Annotated in this window: 17 protein-coding genes; 5 read left to right on the forward strand and 12 right to left on the reverse strand. The window is 70.2% G+C overall.

Going from position 1 to position 18,090, the window contains the following annotated elements; all coding sequences use genetic code 11:
• Positions 1 to 4: 4 nt before the first annotated feature.
• From ACGWYJ_RS31945 to ACGWYJ_RS31970, 6 genes are all read right to left on the reverse strand, one after another.
• Complete coding sequence (locus tag ACGWYJ_RS31945; protein ID WP_395110162.1) at positions 5 to 1,492, reverse strand: D-Ala-D-Ala carboxypeptidase family metallohydrolase; 1,488 nt, start codon at positions 1,490 to 1,492, stop codon at positions 5 to 7.
• A gap of 10 nt (positions 1,493 to 1,502) precedes the next feature.
• Positions 1,503 to 2,810: a hypothetical protein gene (locus ACGWYJ_RS31950; RefSeq protein WP_395110163.1), complete on the reverse strand. Its 1,308-nt coding sequence runs from the start codon at positions 2,808 to 2,810 to the stop codon at positions 1,503 to 1,505.
• Between the two features lie 10 nt (positions 2,811 to 2,820).
• Positions 2,821 to 3,390: a hypothetical protein gene (locus tag ACGWYJ_RS31955; RefSeq protein ID WP_395110164.1), complete on the reverse strand. Its 570-nt coding sequence runs from the start codon at positions 3,388 to 3,390 to the stop codon at positions 2,821 to 2,823.
• A gap of 31 nt (positions 3,391 to 3,421) precedes the next feature.
• Positions 3,422 to 4,708 carry a hypothetical protein gene (locus tag ACGWYJ_RS31960; RefSeq protein ID WP_395110165.1) on the reverse strand — a complete coding sequence of 429 codons (1,287 nt, stop codon included), beginning with the start codon at positions 4,706 to 4,708 and terminating at the stop codon, positions 3,422 to 3,424.
• Positions 4,701 to 7,076, reverse strand: coding sequence for a hypothetical protein (locus ACGWYJ_RS31965; protein ID WP_395110166.1), 2,376 nt, complete (start codon positions 7,074 to 7,076; stop codon positions 4,701 to 4,703). The genes ACGWYJ_RS31960 and ACGWYJ_RS31965 overlap by 8 nt, the downstream gene beginning before the upstream one ends.
• 72 nt (positions 7,077 to 7,148) lie before the next feature.
• Positions 7,149 to 7,334 carry a hypothetical protein gene (locus tag ACGWYJ_RS31970; protein ID WP_395110167.1) on the reverse strand — a complete coding sequence of 62 codons (186 nt, stop codon included), beginning with the start codon at positions 7,332 to 7,334 and terminating at the stop codon, positions 7,149 to 7,151.
• 153 nt (positions 7,335 to 7,487) lie between these two features.
• Here ACGWYJ_RS31970 and ACGWYJ_RS31975 point away from each other — a divergent pair, with 153 nt between their 5' ends.
• The 3 genes from ACGWYJ_RS31975 (at position 7,488) to ACGWYJ_RS31985 (ending at position 10,967) form a co-directional block, all read left to right on the forward strand.
• On the forward strand, positions 7,488 to 8,243 hold the full coding sequence (locus ACGWYJ_RS31975; protein WP_395110168.1) for a BTAD domain-containing putative transcriptional regulator: 756 nt from the start codon (positions 7,488 to 7,490) through the stop codon (positions 8,241 to 8,243).
• Between the two features lie 362 nt (positions 8,244 to 8,605).
• Positions 8,606 to 9,502 (forward strand): AMP-binding protein, encoded by an 897-nt coding sequence (locus ACGWYJ_RS31980; RefSeq protein WP_395110169.1) that lies wholly within the window; start codon positions 8,606 to 8,608, stop codon positions 9,500 to 9,502.
• Positions 9,503 to 9,758: 256 nt separating this feature from the next.
• Entirely contained in the window at positions 9,759 to 10,967 is a 1,209-nt protein-coding gene (locus tag ACGWYJ_RS31985; protein WP_395110170.1) for a PP2C family protein-serine/threonine phosphatase, read from the forward strand.
• Between the two features lie 74 nt (positions 10,968 to 11,041).
• Here ACGWYJ_RS31985 and ACGWYJ_RS31990 read toward each other — a convergent pair whose 3' ends face one another.
• The gene (locus ACGWYJ_RS31990) at positions 11,042 to 11,773 is read right to left on the reverse strand and encodes an NAD(P)-dependent oxidoreductase (RefSeq protein ID WP_395110171.1); all 732 of its coding nucleotides are present in this window, start codon (positions 11,771 to 11,773) and stop codon (positions 11,042 to 11,044) included.
• Between the two features lie 787 nt (positions 11,774 to 12,560).
• On the opposite strand from ACGWYJ_RS31990, the gene ACGWYJ_RS31995 reads away from it, so the two are divergent.
• A complete protein-coding gene (locus ACGWYJ_RS31995) occupies positions 12,561 to 13,307 on the forward strand; it encodes a GAF and ANTAR domain-containing protein (RefSeq protein WP_395110172.1) in 747 nt (248 codons plus the stop codon).
• A gap of 48 nt (positions 13,308 to 13,355) precedes the next feature.
• Entirely contained in the window at positions 13,356 to 14,096 is a 741-nt protein-coding gene (locus tag ACGWYJ_RS32000; RefSeq protein ID WP_395110173.1) for a GAF and ANTAR domain-containing protein, read from the forward strand.
• Positions 14,097 to 14,531: 435 nt separating this feature from the next.
• Here ACGWYJ_RS32000 and ACGWYJ_RS32005 read toward each other — a convergent pair whose 3' ends face one another.
• From ACGWYJ_RS32005 to ACGWYJ_RS32025, 5 genes are all read right to left on the reverse strand, one after another.
• The gene (locus ACGWYJ_RS32005; RefSeq protein WP_395110174.1) at positions 14,532 to 14,714 is read right to left on the reverse strand and encodes a hypothetical protein; all 183 of its coding nucleotides are present in this window, start codon (positions 14,712 to 14,714) and stop codon (positions 14,532 to 14,534) included.
• Positions 14,715 to 15,410: 696 nt separating this feature from the next.
• Positions 15,411 to 15,770 carry a CBS domain-containing protein gene (locus tag ACGWYJ_RS32010; RefSeq protein WP_395110175.1) on the reverse strand — a complete coding sequence of 120 codons (360 nt, stop codon included), beginning with the start codon at positions 15,768 to 15,770 and terminating at the stop codon, positions 15,411 to 15,413.
• 361 nt (positions 15,771 to 16,131) lie between these two features.
• On the reverse strand, positions 16,132 to 16,935 hold the full coding sequence (locus ACGWYJ_RS32015) for an FAD-dependent oxidoreductase (protein ID WP_395110176.1): 804 nt from the start codon (positions 16,933 to 16,935) through the stop codon (positions 16,132 to 16,134).
• A 322-nt stretch (positions 16,936 to 17,257) separates the two neighbouring features.
• Positions 17,258 to 17,656: a nuclear transport factor 2 family protein gene (locus tag ACGWYJ_RS32020; protein ID WP_395110177.1), complete on the reverse strand. Its 399-nt coding sequence runs from the start codon at positions 17,654 to 17,656 to the stop codon at positions 17,258 to 17,260.
• 160 nt (positions 17,657 to 17,816) lie between these two features.
• The coding region (locus ACGWYJ_RS32025) for a hypothetical protein (protein WP_395110178.1) at positions 17,817 to 18,090 on the reverse strand (274 nt) is incomplete at its 5' end.

Genomic DNA, 18,090 nt, shown 5'->3' on the forward strand with positions numbered 1-18,090 from the left:
TATCTCACCGCGTCGGCGGAGCGATTCCGCGGCTCAGTTCGTCTGGTGTCAGGTCGATCTGGAAGTGCATCGAGTCGTGCGAACTGGTCCACCGGCCGCCCCAGGCGAAGACCCTGAGCCCGTCCACGGTGCGGATCGCCTCGACAGCGGCGATCTGCTGCGGGGTGAACACGGTGTCGGCGCGTCCGGCGGCGACGTCCGCGCTGCGCCCAGCCCGGGTCGGGGCGGCGGAGAAACGTACCGGTCCGACAGTGTTCATCAGGTGCGGGTTCTCGGACGGGTCGATGTCGAGGGCGATTCCGAACGAATGCAGGGATCGTTGCGTGGAGTTCGCGATCAGGCGGCAGGTGTAGGACCAGGTGCCCTTGGCCTCGTAGCCGGTGCTGCGGAGGGCCTGCGCGAGCGCCGTCCACGCGTCGACGGTCAATGGGTTGACGGGGGTCCGGGTGCTCAGAACCTGCAGATCGACCATGTCCTTGTCCACGCACGCGTACCGGGCCCATGCGGTGTTGAGGAAGGAGGTAGTGCGCGGCTGCGGCTTGCCGGATGCCGTGGAGGGAACGGCTGCCGGCGGGCCTTGTGGTCTGGGCACCCATGAGCCGCCGGTTGCGGGCGTGCCGTGACCGGAGGAGGGGCGTCCGCCTGACGCCCTCCACTTCGCGAGGAAGGCGTCGATCTCCGCCTTGGCGGCGGTGTCCTTCGTCCCTGTGTAGTAGGTCCACCGGGACCAGGAGCCGCGGACGTCCACGTGCGCGTAACCGTCGGCGATGCCGACGCCGATCCCGTCGCCGAGCGTCTCGATCGCCAGCTTGGCGAGGTCCATCCCGGTCTTTCCCGGTGCGGAGATGTCCGCGGCCTGACCGCTGCAGTGCCTGCTCTGTGTGGGGGTCTGGTTCCGCGACTTGTAGAGGGCGACGTTGTACGCCCATGACCGGTAGCCCGAACTGATCCCGATGGGGAGGCCGAGCCGGTCCCGGATCGCCTGGAGCGCGCGCACCAATTCCACCGAGATCCGGGCCGGGTCGGCCCGGTGCTGACCGCTGCGGATCAGCTCACCCACCGTGAAGTTCGCCGACAGCTTCTGCGCGTGGACCTCGGGGCCGGTCCGGTACAGCGGCAGGTTGACGCCGGACGGGTCCCAGTGCTCCTCATCCTTGCCGATCGCGCCGGTCGTCGTCGCCAAAACCAGCCCGGACGGGAACGCGCCCGCGGCGGACGCAGCTGCGAACTGCGAGAAGAGCTCCCACTCGGCGGTCTCGGGCCCTTCCGCCTCGTGCTCCTGCTCCACCTGCGGAGACGTCCCGGCCTCGGAGTACACCGCTGCCTCCGAGTACGCGGCCTCCGGCGCGTAGACGGCGCTCTCGTTCCACTCCGACTCGTACTCGGTGGGCCCGGCCGCAGGTGTGACGATGCCCGGATCGGTTTGGTAGCTCGACGGGTCGGCCGCCTCGCGGGGGTCGGCGGCGAATATCTGGAAATCGGCACTGCTCATGACACCCACCTCACCGGACGCCGACCGGGCCGGCCCCGTTGGCGGACGGAACGGGAAGGCCTGAGGATGAGGGTGGGGCCGTGGCCGGCCGGGCGGAGGGGACGGCGCTGGACCGGGCAGAGACGGCGAGGGACTTGATCGGGTCGCCGAACGCGTCCTGCCAGAGGTTGACGATCCGGCCCATCTGGTCGGCGACCACCGCCGACGGCATCCCGCGGCTGCGGTAGAGCAGCTCGGCGGTGCTCAGGTCGTCGAAGAACCCCAGCTCGATGAACCACACGACCGGGGACAGCGCGTCGGCCAGCTCGAACAGCGACCGGGCGATGCCGGGCACGGCCATGCCGACCCGGCCGGCGATCGCCGACAGCCGGTCGGCGGCGTTGCCGCCGCTTCCGGCCCTGGCGCTCAGGTCCGAGACCACTGTGGTGTCCGATTCCACTGACAGGTGGAACCAGCTCAGCATGGCCACAGCCCAGAACTCCTCGGCCGAGGTCATCCCGCCCCGGCGGCGCATCCGCAGCACCTCACCGAGGCTCTGGCACAGCTGGGCGATCCGTGTCCCGTCGGTGGGGTTGGCGCCTGCCGTGTTCCGGTCGTTCTCGATGCCGCGCCAGACCTGTTGGAGCAGTTCGCTCATCAAGGGGACGAACTCGGTGTTGATGGTCGGCCCGGCGTCACGCTTCCACAGGTGGTCACCGCCGGCACGGTGCTGGTGCGGCAGGTCACGGCCGAACATCCGCCAGTATGCGCGGCGCCGTTCGACATCCCCGTCGGGCCGGAGCAGGCTGGCGGCGCCGCCGGCCGGGAGCAGCGGGCTGCCGCTGAAGAACAGCCGCTCGGTGGTCAGGGCCCAGGCCAGGGTGCCCACCTGAGGCGGGCCGAGCCTCTCACCGGACAGATAGAGCCGCACCACCTCTCGCAGCACTTCCACGATGCCCGTGCTCTCGACCAGGTAGGCGTAAATGAGGTGGTCCCACGGCAGCGGGACGATGTCCACGCCCAGCGCGCTGTGGCCGGGAGGCGCCTCCACATACCCGGGGGGCAGGGGGACCGGGCTGGGCGGGCGGATACCCGACTGGAGCGTCCCGTCCACCAGGCCGGCGGGCACTTGCAGCCGTTCGACGACCTGGTCGTCGCCGAGCGCCAGATCCTGGAAGCCCTGGCCGGGCCACCGGGCCATCCCGCCGCCCGCCCACATCTGTTCCAGCCATCGGCTCAACTGGTGGGGGTGGAGGGCGAAGACGGCCTCGGCGTTGGGCAGCGCGCTGAGATCGTCGAGTTCGGGATCACTGATCAGTCGGGCCAGCGTGCGGAACATTCTGCGTGCCTCATTTCTGCTGCGGCTTGGGGGACCGCCGGGAGGGTGTCGACGTGACGGCCGGTGCCTTGGCCGCGGCGGGCCGGGGCTCGGCCTCACCGGCCGTGCTGGGTTGGGTCTCGGTCTTGCCGGCCGCGGTGGGCTGGGACTGGGGCGCGGCGGTGTCCCCGGCCGGTGTCTCGTCCGATGTCTCGTCCGTGCAGGGCGGTGGCCTGTGGCCGCTCGTAGGTATGTCGCCTCTGGCCAGCAGCTGATTGCTCGCACCGTTGACCGTGAAGCGCACGGCGAGCGGATGCCCGCGGATCACCTTCTTCTCGCACACGTTCAGGACGACGCTGACGCTGCGTCCCGTGCGGTCGAAGAGGATCACCTCGGCCGCGGCCTCCGGAAGCGGGCGGTCGAAGTGGAGGTGGCCGTCCCTGACGGCCGGTGTCAGTATCGGCACCCGCCCGGTGCCGATCCGCCGTGGCCCCTTTCCCAGGAGCCGCTGCAGGTCGGCGAAGCTCGCGGCGACCCTTCGCTGGTCGGAATCGAGCGGATCACGACGCCGTGGCTCGTCACGGTCGATGATGTCTGTCATGAGAGTCCATCCCCTTGCTGTCCGAACGGTGTCAGGCGGCGAGAGAGCGCTCGCCGCCGAGACGGTGGAGCCAGGATTCGAACGCCGTGGGCCCCGGCCGCGCCTCTGATCCGGCCGTCGGCAGGTACTCCTGCAGGACCGACCACGACAGGATCCGCATCGGCTCCAGCCGCTGGAGATGGCTGGAGGTGTACAGCGACGGTCCGGCCCGTCCGGCCAGCTGCCGCAGTTCGGCGGGCGCGACCCGGCGCGGGTCGATCAGTTCGGCGAGCGTCCGGCCGCCGAAGGCGCGCATCGGTGTCCGGGTGCACACACCCGCCAGGTTCGCGAGCCGCGGCAGGCTGCCCCGTGCCACCTCGGCCGCCTCGGGCGGCGCGCCGTCCAGCGGATGGCGGGCGGCCCAGACGGCGCCGAGCGCGTCCCAGGGACCCGGCCCGAACCACTCCCCGCACAGCGCGACGTTGAACTGGACGCGCAGCCATCCGAACGGATGCGGGTCGCCGGGGACCATCCGGAAGACCGTCTGCGCCGGCCCGTCCACGACGGTCGCGAGCGCCGGCACCGGGGCGTACCCGAGCAGGACGAAGGCGTAGACATCGGCGGCGACCTCGGACGCCCAGCCGCGCCACGCCTGCGCCGCGGCGGCCGAGACGGGACGCAGCGCGGTGAACAGGGCGTCGCCGAGCTCGCCGTTCCAGCCGGTGAGATGCGCGAACTGATGCCCGTCCTCGTGCAGCAAGGAGGTCGGGCGGAGCAGGTTGTGCCGGGTGATCTTGATGGCCGCCGCGGGCGACAGGGACGCGTCCCACAACCGTGCCCCGGACCGCATGATCGAGGCGCCCAGCCCCTTGTCCAGATACGTCAGCACCGGCGGCACCTCGATGCCCAGCGGGCGGAGCCCGCGGTCCAGGCCGTCCACCGCGAGCGCGTCGAGACCACGCAGGATCGTCCCCATCCGGGGCGCCGCCCGGGTGGCCACCGCGTCGGTGTAGAAATCGATCACCGTCTCGGCGCGCAGGTACCCGCCGCGCAGCCGCAGCATGCCCTGCCGGACCCGTGCCAGGTCGTCGGCGTTCCGCGCGGCGGCCAGGTCGGCCGCCACCCGATCGGCCTGCCGCAGGACGTCGCCCGCCGACCGCCGCAGGCTGGTACGCACGGCCCGGCCCAGGTACGACTCCAGCGCCGCCCAGGTCGCCGGTGCGGCGACCAGATCGAGGTCGGTCAGGGCGGCCGCCGCTCCCCGCCAGTGCCGCAGTTCCTCGGCCAGCATGGCGCGGGACGCGTCGGCGCCGGGAACGCCGAAGGGGACGTCAGTCACGGCGCGGCCATCCCGGTCGCACGGTGACCTGCCCGGCGGGCAACGCCCCCGACAGGCTCTGCCGGGTCACCCCGGGGAAGGCGATCCGCACGCTGACCCCATCGGCCGGATCGCGCACGGCGGCGGCGAAGGTCACCGCCCGCTCGGTGAGGAAGGCCGAGAGCGCGGCGCCGACGGCGGCACTGACCTTCTCCCCGATCGTCGCCGAGTCTCCGCCGCCGGCTCCGGTATCGGCGGCTTCGCCGCCGCCCGCATCCGCGTCCGCCCCGCCGCCCGCATCCGCCGGGGCGGCACCCGCCCCGGCGCTGTCCGCGGCGGCCGCGCCGGCCGCACCCGGTGCATCCGCTGGGACAGCGACACGCTTCAACCGTTGTGCGACCACTCCGGGCAGCGCCTTGGCATAGTGCCCCCGCAGGATCTTCAGTACACCGGGAAGGTCGGTCTTCGCGCCCTGCCGGGACGGCTGGAGCCGATCCAGCACCTCCTGGGCCTGCCGCTCGGTGAGCCGCAGGACGACCGTCAGCCGCGGGGCCGATGCGCTGGAGTCGAGCCAGACGAGCACGCGGTGACGCGGGCGCCTGGGACGCCGTTGGTGGCCCGTCCCGGCCGGGCGCACCCGGAACATCCGCTGCCCCGGCCGCGGACGGCGCGCGTTCGCCCGTGCCGCCGGTCGCCGGCCCAGAGCGGGCTCCTTCAGCAGCAAGCCCGCGGTCTCCGGCGTCAGCGGCTGGAACTCCGCCGCGTCGGGGGCGCCCTCCCCTTCGGTCAGATGCCCGAGGCGGGTTGCGTCCATGGCCTCGTACAGGTCGACCTCGGCCAGGACGGGCCAGCTCGGCGCACCGCGGTCCAGCAGGTAGGACTCCAGCGTGCCCCCGTCCGACCAGGGGATCGCGCGCGCCGTCTGCCTGGTGATCGGGACGGTGAAGACCTGGCTGTACCGCCGGAAACGGTAGTCCGGCCGAGCCCCGCGGGGCATCAGCAACCAGACGCCGCCCTCGCCGGCCGTCTCCCGTTCCGGCAGATCGGCGTGCAGGAACCGGTCCGGCATGAACGCCGCCGCCGACTCGGCGAACGCCTGCTGCAGCGCCGTGCCGAGCTGCAGTTCGTCGGAGAAGGTGGCGACCGGCATCTCCAGCAGACGCGTCACGGTGCCCTCCACCGTCTGCGCCAACGCCTCACCCGGCAGGTCGCGTGCGGCGGCCGGCGTCACCTCGAAGCCGAGCGTGCGCAGGCCGATGTCGACCAGCGGCCGGCTCAGCCTGCCCGCCGCCTCCGGCCCCACCATGCCGCTCACCAGGTTGGCGATGCCCTTGGCGATGAAGTTCACGACCTTGTCCCGGCCGATCAGCTTGATCCCCATCTTGACCAGCGGCTGCAGCGCCATGACCGCGGGCAGGAACTCCTCGATCTCGGCGACCGGTGCGGTGCCGGGCGGCAGCTCGACCAGCCGCTGCCCGAGCCGGGCCCGCGCGGCGTCCAGCTCGGCGAGCCGCTCGGCGTGCGCCGCCGGTGGCTCGCCCTCGTCGGATTCGGCCACCGCCGTACCGTCGGGAGCGAGCAGGAGCGCGGCGACCTCCTCGTCGAAGTCGTCGGCCAGCCGCGAGACCGGCTCCGCACCTTTCACGACCCGCAGCCCCAGCTTGCCCGCCACCGTCGTGGCGATGGGGCGCACGGCCTCGGGGAGCTTGGCGATCGCGCTGCCGAGGATCTTGTTCAGCAGCGGGCGGACGAGGCCCTTGAGCCTGCCGAGTACGAAATTGATGGGCGACAGCTTCCCCACCAGCTTGAGACCCTTCTTGGCCAGCGAGACGACACCGGTCACGGCCTTGGTCGCCTTCTTGAGCAGACCCCCGATGAACTCGTCGAAGACCTCCTGGCCCAGGTGCGGCGGCGTGGCGGCGGTGTCCAGGAGCGCCTGCAGCTCGGTGTCGCTCATCGTCAACGGGTCGGCCCCGGCCAGCGTGGTGGCGAGGCCGTCGATCACGCGCTCGGCCTCGCTCGCGACCGGTTCCAGCCACTCCTGGAGCATGGCGTGCGCCTCGGCGATCGAGGGCGGCGCCGGCCACGCCGCCTGGTCGGCCAACCGCCGGGCGGCGGCCTCATCGACGAGGTCCTCCAGTGCCTCGGCGAAGTCCTCGTCGGCGAGGTGGTCGAGCACCTCCGACAGCACCTCGACATCGCCCCGGGCCTCGGCGGTGAACGACAGGCTCCCGGCGAAGGGCGACTGGAGCGTGTCCGGCCGCTCGTCCACCGCCTCATCGGCGCCCGGCACCTCCACCAGAAGGGACGTCGGCAGGTCACCGAAGGGACTCATCAGATCGGCCTGATCTGCGGTCGGCTGTCCTCGGCCGCCGGGCAGCGCGCTCATGGAATCCTCCTCGCGGAAACGGTGGAGGAAGTCTCGCGAGCCGCCGTATCGGCATCGTCAACGCCTCGTTCATCAGGCGTCCGCGTCGGCGGCGCCGCCCTCCCCGGTGATCTCAAGGACCCAGCGCTCGACGATCTCACCGGCCTCACGGGCCGAAGAGAAGACGGCAACGGGGCCGCCGTCACTCCTGACGACGCGCCCACGCACACCATCGGTTTCCAGCCAGACCCGCAGGAGCACCGCATCCCATGTGCACATGAGGCCACTCTGATTCCAGGCAGTACCGCGCACCGTCAATGGTCCGTAGTCCACAGACGGCCAAGGGCCCGTAGACGGCGTTGACGTACCATTAACGGCGACCGACACACCAGCGCGCGATTGTGTGCTGGCGTCGGCGACGAGGAGGCCGCTGTGGTCGCCACCAGCGAATCCGACCTGGGCGCGTTCCCCGGTCTACCCCGCCTCCGGCTGCTCGGCGGCTTCGTCCTCGAAGTCGCCGCCCAGCCCGTGACACTGCCGCGGCATGCACAGCGGGTCCTCGCATTCCTCTCCCTCAATTCCCGAGGCCGCGCCCTGTGCCCTCGCGGGACGCTGGCCGAACGGCTATGGGTGGACTCCACGACGGCACGCTCACACGCCAGCCTGCGCACAGCACTCTGGCGAATCCGTCAGGCCGACTCGCGGCTGCTCCGTACAGGCGGCGGCGCCGTCCGCCTCGGCGACCAGGTGTGGGTGGACCTCTACTGCGGCCTTGCCTGGGCCGAGCGGCTGCTCGCCGCCGACGAACTGGCGCCCGGCGACGTGCAGGTGAGCGAACTCGCCGGCGACCTGCTGCCCAACTGGGACGACGACTGGCTGATCATGCAGCGGGAGCAGATCCGCCAACTCCGCGTGCACGCACTGGACGCGCTGGCACACCGCCTGCTTCTCCTGGGACGGCACGCGCAGGCCATCACGGTCGCTCTCGCCGCCGTGGACGCCGAGCCCCTACGCGAGTCGGCACAAGCGACACTGATCGACATCTATCTCGCCGAACGCAACGTCAGCGAAGCCGTACGGCAGTACGACCGCTACGCCGACCTGCTTCGCAGCGAACTCGGCCTCGCACCGTCCCGGGAACTTTCCGTCCGGATCCCCCGGCGTCTCCGCGTCCCCGTCCACCGCTGATCCGCCGGCGATGCATGAGGTGACACGGCGATCGACCGCCCCAACACGGCCGGGGGCGCCACTGGATGTTTAGTGGGAACGGTGGCTCCGGCGTTGCCGAGGGCGGCCTCGGCGTTGCGGCGCAGTTCCGGAGGGATCAGTTCGAGCAGCTGGTCGGGGCGCGGCGGCAGGTCGAGCAGGCTGAGCGTGACCCGGCTTCGCTGAGCGTGTTCGCTCGCCGAGAGCCGGACGACCTGCGCGGCGTCCGGGCGCGTCACGGCGGTCAGCCGGTGGCCGAGCCCGAGCTCCGCCCGCGTGGTCGAGCGTTGCCTCGCCACTACGCGCCCTGGTCACCTACGGCGCTCAGGTCACCTTGTCCCGACGTGGCCGAGTTGCCGGCCCACCTCGGCGACGTCCGTCCCGAACTGTTCGCTGCACCACCCCGAGTATGGGAGAAACTCCGCGCCGCGGTGCACGCCGCGCTCGCCGCCGATCCGCAGCGCACGTCCGCCTTCACCGACGCGATCGCCGCGACCGTCCCGATCGCCGAAGCGCTCGACGCGGGCTCGGCGACCGATGAACAGCGGGCCACCTGGGAGTTCCTCGACGAGGTGGCGTTCCGCGATGTCCGGCAGCGGCTCGGCCTCGATCAGTGCCGGGTCGGTGTGGTGATGGGCGCACCGGTCGGCGCTGACCTCCTGGCCTGGTTCCACGCCATCGGCGTACCGCTGTTCAACGGCTACGGCCTCTCCGAGACCACTGCGGGGGTCTGCGTCCACGAGAGGTACGCCAAGAACGGCTCGGCCGGCCGCCCGTTCCCCGGTATCGAGATCCGGCTCGCCGCCGACGGCGAGATCCTCGTCCGTGGCGGTGGGGTGTTCCGCGGCTACCTGGACGACCCTGCCGCGACCGCCGCGGTGCTCGACCCGGACGGCTGGTTGCACACCGGCGACGTCGGGACCATTGACGCCGACGGGGACCTGGCGATCACCGACCGCAAGAAGGAACTCATCATCACCTCGGGCGGGGAGAACATCGCTCCGTCCGCCCTCGAGCTGGCGCTCGAACGGATCGAGCTCATCGGCACCGCCCGCGTGGTCGGGGACAACCGGCCCTACATCACGGCACTCGTAGCACTCGACCCCGACACGGCTCCCGATTGGGCCCGCAGCCAAGGTATCGAGTACGGGACGCTGGCCGACCTCACCCCCACCATGAAACTCAAGCGCCGCGGCATCCAAAGCTGCTACGCAACTGAGATCGAAGCGCTCTACCACTAAGCCCCCGAACACGAACGGTCCGCCTCCGAACGAGGCGGACCGTTCGTGGGGCCATGCCTGGACGGTGACGTCGCAGGCGGCGCGGCCAGCGCGGTCCACACGCGGCTTCGCCACTGATCGATGCCAGGACACGTGCAGATTGCCCCGTCTTTGGACTAGCTTTCCCGGACCCGAGCCGGAACGGCCCGTTCGACCGGTCGGCGCGGGGAATCTCATGGTCATGTCCGATGAGGTACGCCGGTCGCGTGGGGTTGCCGTGGACCGTTCGGAGGGGTTCGGCGAGCGGTTGCTCGGCCAGTTGCTGGACCGCGCCCACCAGATGCCGCCACAGATGGTGGCGGCGCTGGTCGCCGAGGAGGTCGGCCGGATCGGCGGCCGGGAGGTGTCCATTTTCCTCCAGGACTACGACCAGCTGACGCTGGCGCCGTTGCGATGCAGCCGGCTGCTGGTCCCCGAGCCCGAGCCGATCGACGACTCCCCGGCCGGGCGTGCCTTCCTGGAGACGACCACGGTCGAGCGGCCGTTGCCCGAGGGTGTCCGGTTGTACCTGCCGTTGCTGGACGGCAGCGACCTGGTCGGGGTGCTGGCCCTGACCCTGGATTCGGTCGACGACGATGACCGGCGGCTGCTGCGCCGGCTGGCCGGGCTGGTCGCCGACATGCTGGTGACCAAGAACGCCTACACCGACCTGTTCTACAAGACGCGCCGCCGCGAGGCGATGAGCGTGGCCGCCGAGATCCAGTGGTCGCTGCTGCCGCCGCTGACGATGACCACCCCGCAGGTCATGGTCGCGGGGATCCTGGAACCGGCCTATGACGTGGCCGGGGACAGCTTCGACTACGCCCTCAACGACGACATCCTGCATCTGGCGGTGATCGATGCGATGGGTCACGGGCTCAACGCCGCGGTGCTGGCCACCGTGGCCATCGGCGCCTACCGGCAGGCCCGCCGCACCGATATCGGCCTGGCCGAGCTGTACGCGTTCATGGATGAGGCCATCGACGCCCAGTTCGGGCCCGAGCAGTTCGTCACCGCGCAGATGTCCCGGCTGGACCTGTGCACCGGCCGCCTGGAATGGGTGAACGCGGGCCATCCCGCGCCGCTGCTGATCCGCGACCGGCGGGTGGTCGCCAGCCTGGACTCGCCCGGCACCCTGCCGGTCGGGTTCGGCGGCGCCCGCCCCCAGATAAGCCAGACCCGCCTCGAGCGGGGCGACCGGCTGCTGTTCTTTACCGACGGGCTCATCGAGGAGCACCAGCCCGGCGGGCAGGAGTTCGGGATGGACCGCCTGATCGAGGTCGTCGAACATGCCTGCCGCAGCGACACCAATGCCCAGGCACTGGTCCGCAGGTTCTCCCACACCCTCATGCGCGAACGCCGCGGCATCACCACCGACGACGCCACCCTCCTCCTGGTCGAATGGCGCGGAGGCAGCGCCGACCACCTCACAAAACTGGAAACCTGACCATCCCACGTCACGGGGTTCGCCCGACCAAGCTCATCCGCCAGCCGAACCGTCCTCAGCGACCTCGACCCAGATCACAGTGCTGGGGTGTGCGCGAGTGCTGAGGGGGTCTGGCGGCCGACTATTGCCGGTGCCTCGTGGATGAGTTCGTCGTTCCTGGTGGCCTCCACCATGAACAAGGCGAAGTCCACGCGGCGGGTGAGGTTGCTGTTGAGGATCGGGTCGCCGACGTGTCGGCTCCACACGGGCAGGCCCTGGCTTTCGCCTTCCTCCAGGTCGCTGCCGCGTACGACGGTCCACAGCGTGTCGCTGGCGAAGACGCGCCGGCATGCTTCCACCTGGTCGTCGAGGTCGGCGAAGCGTGCCAGTCGCGCGAGCGGGCCGAGGACGTTGACGAGCGCCTTGATCTTCCACGAGTACACGTCCTGGCCGTCGAGCGTGATGTGCCACCCGCACGAGAACACCAGGCGCGCCCCCGGCCGCGCGTGGTCGAGTACCGCCTGGGCCGTTCCCGACGAGTAGTTGTTGACCCCGCGTGGCACCAATACGGTGAGCACGCCGTCGCAGCCGGCGACCGCGCGCTCGATGACGTCGCGGTCGTCGGTCGCGCCCGGAATGATGGTGATGCGTCCCTTGAACGCCTCGAGCTTGTCCACGCTGGCTTCTCGGCACACCCCGACGACCTCATGGCCCCGGTCCAGCGCGTGCTGCACCATGTACCGCCCGAGCTTTCCAGAGGCCCCGACGATGCAGATCTTCTGCAAGGCAGGGTTACGGCCTTGTGTTTGGTCTCGGGCCGGTTCCATGGCGTCCTTTCCATCGCGGCGCTGGGTAGGCCGCGGATCGGTTCCTGGCAGCGTCTTGGATCGCAGCCCGGCTCTGCTCTAGCCCTGTTGTGGCATGAGGATCGCGGGGAAGGCGAACGGGCCCGGCCACCAGCAGCGCTGGCGGCCTTCCCCATACAGAGGAGAAGGGCCCGCTCGCCGCCCCCGTCACCCCCGACTCTTGGCCGGGGGCGTCCGGATTCAGGGCCGGCGGCCGATGGCTCGACGAACCAGAGCAATTCCCTTGGCGCCGTGCGGATGTCGTCCGCGAGCAGCCCTTTTGCGCACCGGTCGGCGCGCGCCATGGGCTCAGTCCTGCGTGGGCCGGGAAGGGTCGGAGTCGATGAGAGCCAGCGTTTCCACCATTCCGAAGAATCCGCCTGGATCCATCTCATCGGGCACTATCGCGCTAGGCGGCGGAAGCGGTTGGTTCAATGCGCCCGCAGGCTGTGCCTCGGGCGGAAGCCGCGGGTTCGGGGGAGGATGCGGAGGCTGTTTCATGGCCGTGTCCTTCAGGCGTCCCGTAGACATCGGATCGTGGATGTCGCCGGGGTCTGGAGCGACAGCGGGCGGGCCACCGGACGAAATCAGCGCCGGTCACCCAAACAAGCCCTCGCCATCACCCTACGCCCCAGCTCGAACCATGTGGAGCGAAAACGGCGAACGTTTTGGGCCGGAGTATTTCGCGTCGCGCCCGGCCATGCTGTGCAAGGCTGAAGCGGCGGCCGACAGGCTGCCTGGCCGGGGCAGGGGAAGGCGCTGAGCAGCAATGACGACATCGGGCGAGGCGCGGGCCGCCCGATTGTGGATGCTGGTCACCGAGTTCGCGGACGGCGAGGTGGTAGCGGCCGCGCACGTCTGCCAGGCAGCCGTTGTGGCGGTAGGGGTGGACGGGGCGGCGCTGTCATTGACCTCGCGGCCGGATCGGCGGCAGCTGGCGCACGCCACCGACGCGGTGGCCGCGGTCCTGGACGAGCAGCAGTTCGCGCTGGGGGAGGGCCCGGGCATCGAGGCCTCGGCCTCCAGCGGCCAGATCCTGGCCGCTGACATGTCCTCGCCTGCCCACGCCGCTCGATGGCCGGTCTTCACCCCGGCGGCCACCGAGGCCGGGGCGCGGGCGATCTTCGCCTTCCCGCTGCAGGTAGGAGCGATCCGGCTCGGCACTCTGACCCTGTACCGGGCCACCGCGGGCGGGCTCACCAACGAGCAGGTCGCCGACACGCTCACGCTGTGCCGTACGGCGGTGGCGGTGATGCTGACCACCGGCCGGCCACCGCCGGACGGTGCGGGCTCGGATCAACGGTCGTGGCCGCTCGGCGGACCCGGCGAGGGCCGGATCGAGGTCTACCAGGCGACCGGGATGGTCGCGGTCCAGCTCGGCGTCGACCTGCACGACGCGTTCGCCGCCTTGCGCGCACGCGCCTACACCAGCGGGATACCGCTGGCCCGGCTGGCACGTCAGGTGGTGGACCGGCAGCTGCGGTTCCACGGCGACCCCGACTCCGACGACGGTTGACGACCACGATGGACACCCCGGCTTGGCGGAAGGAAGGGAGGGCACGGGATGCCCCAAGAACAACGGCTCGCTGAGGTGTTCGTAGAGCTCGCCGACACCCTGGTACTCGACTTCGATCTCATTGACTTCCTGCAGCGGCTGGCGGAACGCTGCGTGGAACTGCTGGAGGTGGAGGCGGCCGGAATCCTGCTCACCGACCAGGCCGACGCTCTGCAAGTGATCGCCGCCTCCACCGATCAGGCCAGGCTGCTGGAACTGTTCCAGCTCCAGTCCCGCCAAGGGCCCTGCATGGACTGCTTCGCCACCGGCCGGCCGGTCAAGGTCGCCGACCTGGCCGCCGACCCCGACCGGTGGCCGATCTTCACTCCGGTGGCGCTCGACGCCGGTTTCAGCGGGGTGCTGGCATTGCCGATGCGGCTGCGGGAACGCGTCATCGGTGCGATGAACCTGTTCACCGCGACCTCCACCGGCCCGAGCAGCGGCGCAGCCACCAAGATCGAGCAACTGGGGCAGGCGATGGCCGATGTCGCCACCATCGGCATCCTGGGCCAACGCGCGGCTCACGAGCACCATCTGCTGTCACAGCAACTGCAGATCGCCCTCAACAGCCGTGTGATCATCGAACAGGCCAAAGGGGTACTCGCAGAACGCCACCAGATCTCCGTCGATCAGGCCTTCGCCGCGCTGCGCACCCACGCCAGAAACACCAACCGCAAACTCACCGATCTCGCGCAGGCCGTCATCGACAGCGACCCCGCCACGTTGGATTCTCTCCGCCCCCCACGATAGCCCGGTGGCACAAACCGCACCTGACCACCCGCTCAGCAACTTCGCCTCTCAGCGGGCATTCCCAACCCCCGTCCCGCGAAGGCGTGAGCAGAGCTGTGTCATTGATAAGCGACAATCAGCGAAATGCATTTTCGACCGGACAGGGTTGAAGGCGCATCGATTCACCGACGTGCCGATGCAACCTAATCGACTTGGCCCAGCAGCTCGACGTGCGTGGTCGGACGTCGTAAGAGCCGTTCGATGGATTGCCGTGGGCCATAGGAACTCCGGATGAGTGCACGACGACCTCGCTCAAGCATCAACCCAAGGAAGGGCAGGGGCCCCTGGGGCTGCCCGATAAGGACCTTCTATTCGGTTTCAAGGGGCGGCCTGTCGGCCGCCGGCGGCCGGGAGCGTGCGGCCTCTTCGGGCCGGTCTCCCGGCCGCCGCGCGTCATCAGTCGGTGGTCTCAGGCGTCGCGCAAGCGCTTCCCGTCGCGCTGGTCATCAGATTGCAGATGAGGTTCGTCTCGGCGACCGTGTCGTCGTCTGGGTCGTTGCCCGCGAGGGCGGGGCCAGCGGTTCCGAGCAGGGCACTTGTGGCGACAGCGGTGGCCGCGAGTACGGTGCGAAGCCGCATGGAGTCTTCCTCGCTGTGTCCGTAAGGTCAGGATCCGGTGGGGCATGCCCACAGTGATCAGAGCACGTTCGATTGCACTAAGCCCCGATCTGACTACTGCGCGTAGTTCCCGTGGTCCCGGTGGAGAAACGCCATTTGGTCAACTCCAGGCTGTGGGGTGCCAATATTGAGCGTATGGGCGTTGAGCTGGGCTTCTGTGGAGGGCTCAGGCGGCGCGGTGGTACTCGTTGACCCGCCCGGATAGAACGGTGCGGCGTTGAACGCAGGCGGTCATGTCGGCCACGTGATGACGTGCCGCGCAGCCATGCCCGGGGTACCCGGTGGGTGTGGCCTGAGGTGGTGGGCGAGGTGGTGTTGGCCGAGTGGACGGCGGAAGGGGGCTATGCCATCCCGCTTGGCGGGGCTTGAGCGAGAACAAGCAACCTGGTGAAGGTATATCGCGGATCTCCCCGACCTCCCTGGCGTCGACCAGCCGGGGCAGCACGGCGCCGAACGGCGCGAGGGCGACGAGCAGACCGGCGGCCCGGCCGAGCCATGCGCGGCCACGGCCGGTGGACCGCGGGCCGCGTTCGCGGCGGGACCCTCGTCCGGCCCGGCGCCGGTCACCGGCGGTGCGGGCGCCGACATGACGATCTCCTTGCTGAAGTGGGACGCGGGTACGGGACGCCACGGGCGCCGCGTGAACGAGGCCCGGTCCTAGCTCCGATCGGCGGGCTCGCGGACAGTGACCCTGGATACCCCGGGCACGGTACGGGCCAGCACCTCCGACAGCCGCCGCGCCGTATCATCGGCCTCACCGCGCAGCTCGACGCCTCCGTCCCGGACGGTCACGGTCCACCGGTCGTACGCTCCGTGCTCCCGGAGGGCGGCGATCACGTCGTCACGGATGCGGGCGTCCCCGCGCGCCAGCACCGCGAGCAGGTCGCGGCGGCTGACCATGCCCACAAGCTCGGCGCCCTCCAGCACCGGCACGCTCTTGATGCCGGTCCGGATCATCATCTCGGCCAGTTCCGCGGCATCGGAGTTGGGTCGTGCCGTGCGCACCTGGGTGGTCATGACGTCCTCGACGCGGCGCGACGGTGATGTCGTGCTCGTGCAGCACCCGGATGGCCTGGCGGACATGGCCGACCTGGGCACGGTCACCACCGGAGAGGTCATCACTTCACCGATTAAACATGGTGCGCATTCACTCTCTGTCGGCTCGTATCGCCCACGGGGGCGGGCCCTCTATCAGGGTGCAGCGCGGGCGGGCGATGGCTGCAGGGCCGAAGGTCCCGGCCGGAACCGCCAAAGGGACCGTGGACATCCCTCCGGCGCCGTTCATGGCCAAGGTCCCGGCAGGAGCCGACCTTCGCCCCTCCCCAGGCGAGATGCCCCGGTGGTCGGGTGAAAACCGGAGTCGAACGAAGGGACGTCATCATGGGAGCCGACGGGGTCGCGGCACGTCCCGGCCGACACGCCGGAGGGCCTGGCGGCGGACGTCCGCCGGGCCGTTGAAGCGGCCGTGTGGGCGCCCTCGGTGCACAACACCCAGCCGTGGACGATTGGCGTCCAGGGTTCCTGGATCACCCTGCGCGTCGACGCCGACCGGAGGCTGGAGGCCGCCGATCCCAAAGGTCGGGAGATGCTGATCAGCTGCGGCGCGGGAGGCGTAGGTCGGCGAGGCGTGGATGCGGTCTCTGGTGGCGGGGAGTCGCCGAGTTCGGCCAGCCAGTGCGGGGGTGCGGGTGTTGCGGCCGGTGGCGTCCACCACCAGGTCGACGTCGTGTTCTCCGGCTGAACCGTCGGCACAGGTCAGGTGAACACCGCGGACGCCGGTCGCGTCCGGTAGCAGGCCGGTGACGGGCCATCCGTTGAGGATCGTCACGTTGGGGGTGGCGGTCAGCCGCTGCCGCACCGTGTGGTCGAGCAGGCAGACTATGTCCGGCCGCGGCGCGAACTGGATGCACCAGCCGCGGGCGTTGAGCCAGCGCAGGTCTTCTGGCGCGCCGATCTGGTGCGCGCCGACCCGGCGCAGATCCAGGGTCAGCCCGGGGAAGAGCTGCTCCAGGGCACGCTGCCCGCCTTCCCATAGCGCGTGCAGATGCCGAGCCTGCGGCACCCCGCGGCGGAACCCCTCGCCGCGGGGCGGGTAGCCGTCGCGCTCAACGAGCGTCACCGTGTCGAACGTCTCGGCCAGCGCCTGCGCGGTTGCCAAACCGGCAATGCTGCCGCCGGCCACTACCGCGTGTCCGTATCCCATCGCGGTGTCTTCAGCTCTTGGTCATCGGTATTGAGGGCTCTGATGGGTGGTCGTGTCGCGGGCTCGTGGTCGTCGAGACCGGTTGGTGGGACGGGACGCCGACGGGGTCACTCGCCGCTCGCATGTGGGCCGCCGGGTCAGACGGCCTGTTTGTCGAGAGGCGTGTTGTCGGCGGTTGGGCGTCGCCGGTTGCGTAGCCGGTGACTGCCGTAGCCGCGTGGCCCGGACTGCCGGTCACCAGATCGTCGTGCGCAGTGGCCGGGGTTCGGCTCAGCTCGTCTGATATACGCCCGTTGGCGGATCAGGGCGCGTAGACGGGCGTGAGGTCGAAGAAGACCCGGTAGTCGGTGATCAGGCCGTCGTCGCGGGTGTGCCAGATCGACACCACTGGGACGGAGACGTACTTGTCGTCGAGGCGGTGGTAGGTCACCTCGGTCTCGGCGATGGTGTCGGCGCCTGTGTCGGTGCCGATGTGCCAGTCGTTGATGATCCGGTGTTGCAGGCCGTTGATGGTGGCGAAGAACCCCTGGATGCCGGCAGTGATGGCCTCACGGCCCACCAGTGGGTCGGCGTTGCCGAACACCATCGTGGCGTCCTCGGTGAACAGTTCGGCGATGCTGCCGGGCCGCGCTGAATCGACCGTCTGGAAGACATGTTGCGTCAGTTCGTGGGGCATGAGTTCGTTGAGCACGTCGATCATTCCCTTGCGTGTGGATCGATTCAGCCGGAGGAGTGCGGTGCGGTCTGGTTGCCGGTGCGGGCGTGGGTGGGCACCTGGATGCTCGCGCCGTAGCGTGGTGCGAATTCGACGATGGAACCTGCCTGCACCGGGTGGGGTCTCGGCTCCGTCGAGAAGTGATCTAGCCGGGTGAGACGGTGTGCCTCTCGGGCTGTGCACTGGCGGCGGCTGAACGTCGCCGATTGCGTAGCCAGTGGCCGAGAGTGACGAGCCCGAACCCCGCCGCGTAGATCGCTGTGGAGACCACGAAGTAGCTGATGGTGTTTCCGGTCAGCCCCTGGGACTGGCTGGCCGAGAAGGCGCCGGTGGATCCGTTGGTCCATTCCATCACCAGGACGGCCGTCTGGAAGGTGTACACCTGGCCGAAGGTGATGGCGTAGATGAGGTAGGCCGCC

The sequence above is a fragment of the Actinomadura sp. SCN-SB genome (genome assembly GCF_043906805.1).
GTDB lineage: Bacteria > Actinomycetota > Actinomycetes > Streptosporangiales > Streptosporangiaceae > Spirillospora.

What these genes read in the sequence shown, in the direction of transcription:
- ACGWYJ_RS31945 (WP_395110162.1), bottom strand. Translation starts at nt 1,492, where the DNA reads ATGAGCAGTGCCGATTTCCAGATATTCGCCGCCGACCCCCGCGAGGCG.
- ACGWYJ_RS31950 (WP_395110163.1), bottom strand. Translation starts at nt 2,810, where the DNA reads ATGTTCCGCACGCTGGCCCGACTGATCAGTGATCCCGAACTCGACGAT.
- ACGWYJ_RS31955 (WP_395110164.1), bottom strand. Translation starts at nt 3,390, where the DNA reads ATGACAGACATCATCGACCGTGACGAGCCACGGCGTCGTGATCCGCTC.
- ACGWYJ_RS31965 (WP_395110166.1), bottom strand. Translation starts at nt 7,076, where the DNA reads ATGAGCGCGCTGCCCGGCGGCCGAGGACAGCCGACCGCAGATCAGGCC.
- ACGWYJ_RS31970 (WP_395110167.1), bottom strand. Translation starts at nt 7,334, where the DNA reads ATGTGCACATGGGATGCGGTGCTCCTGCGGGTCTGGCTGGAAACCGAT.
- ACGWYJ_RS31990 (WP_395110171.1), bottom strand. Translation starts at nt 11,773, where the DNA reads ATGGAACCGGCCCGAGACCAAACACAAGGCCGTAACCCTGCCTTGCAG.
- ACGWYJ_RS31995 (WP_395110172.1), top strand. Translation starts at nt 12,561, where the DNA reads ATGACGACATCGGGCGAGGCGCGGGCCGCCCGATTGTGGATGCTGGTC.
- ACGWYJ_RS32000 (WP_395110173.1), top strand. Translation starts at nt 13,356, where the DNA reads ATGCCCCAAGAACAACGGCTCGCTGAGGTGTTCGTAGAGCTCGCCGAC.
- ACGWYJ_RS32005 (WP_395110174.1), bottom strand. Translation starts at nt 14,714, where the DNA reads ATGCGGCTTCGCACCGTACTCGCGGCCACCGCTGTCGCCACAAGTGCC.
- ACGWYJ_RS32010 (WP_395110175.1), bottom strand. Translation starts at nt 15,770, where the DNA reads ATGACCACCCAGGTGCGCACGGCACGACCCAACTCCGATGCCGCGGAA.
- ACGWYJ_RS32020 (WP_395110177.1), bottom strand. Translation starts at nt 17,656, where the DNA reads ATGATCGACGTGCTCAACGAACTCATGCCCCACGAACTGACGCAACAT.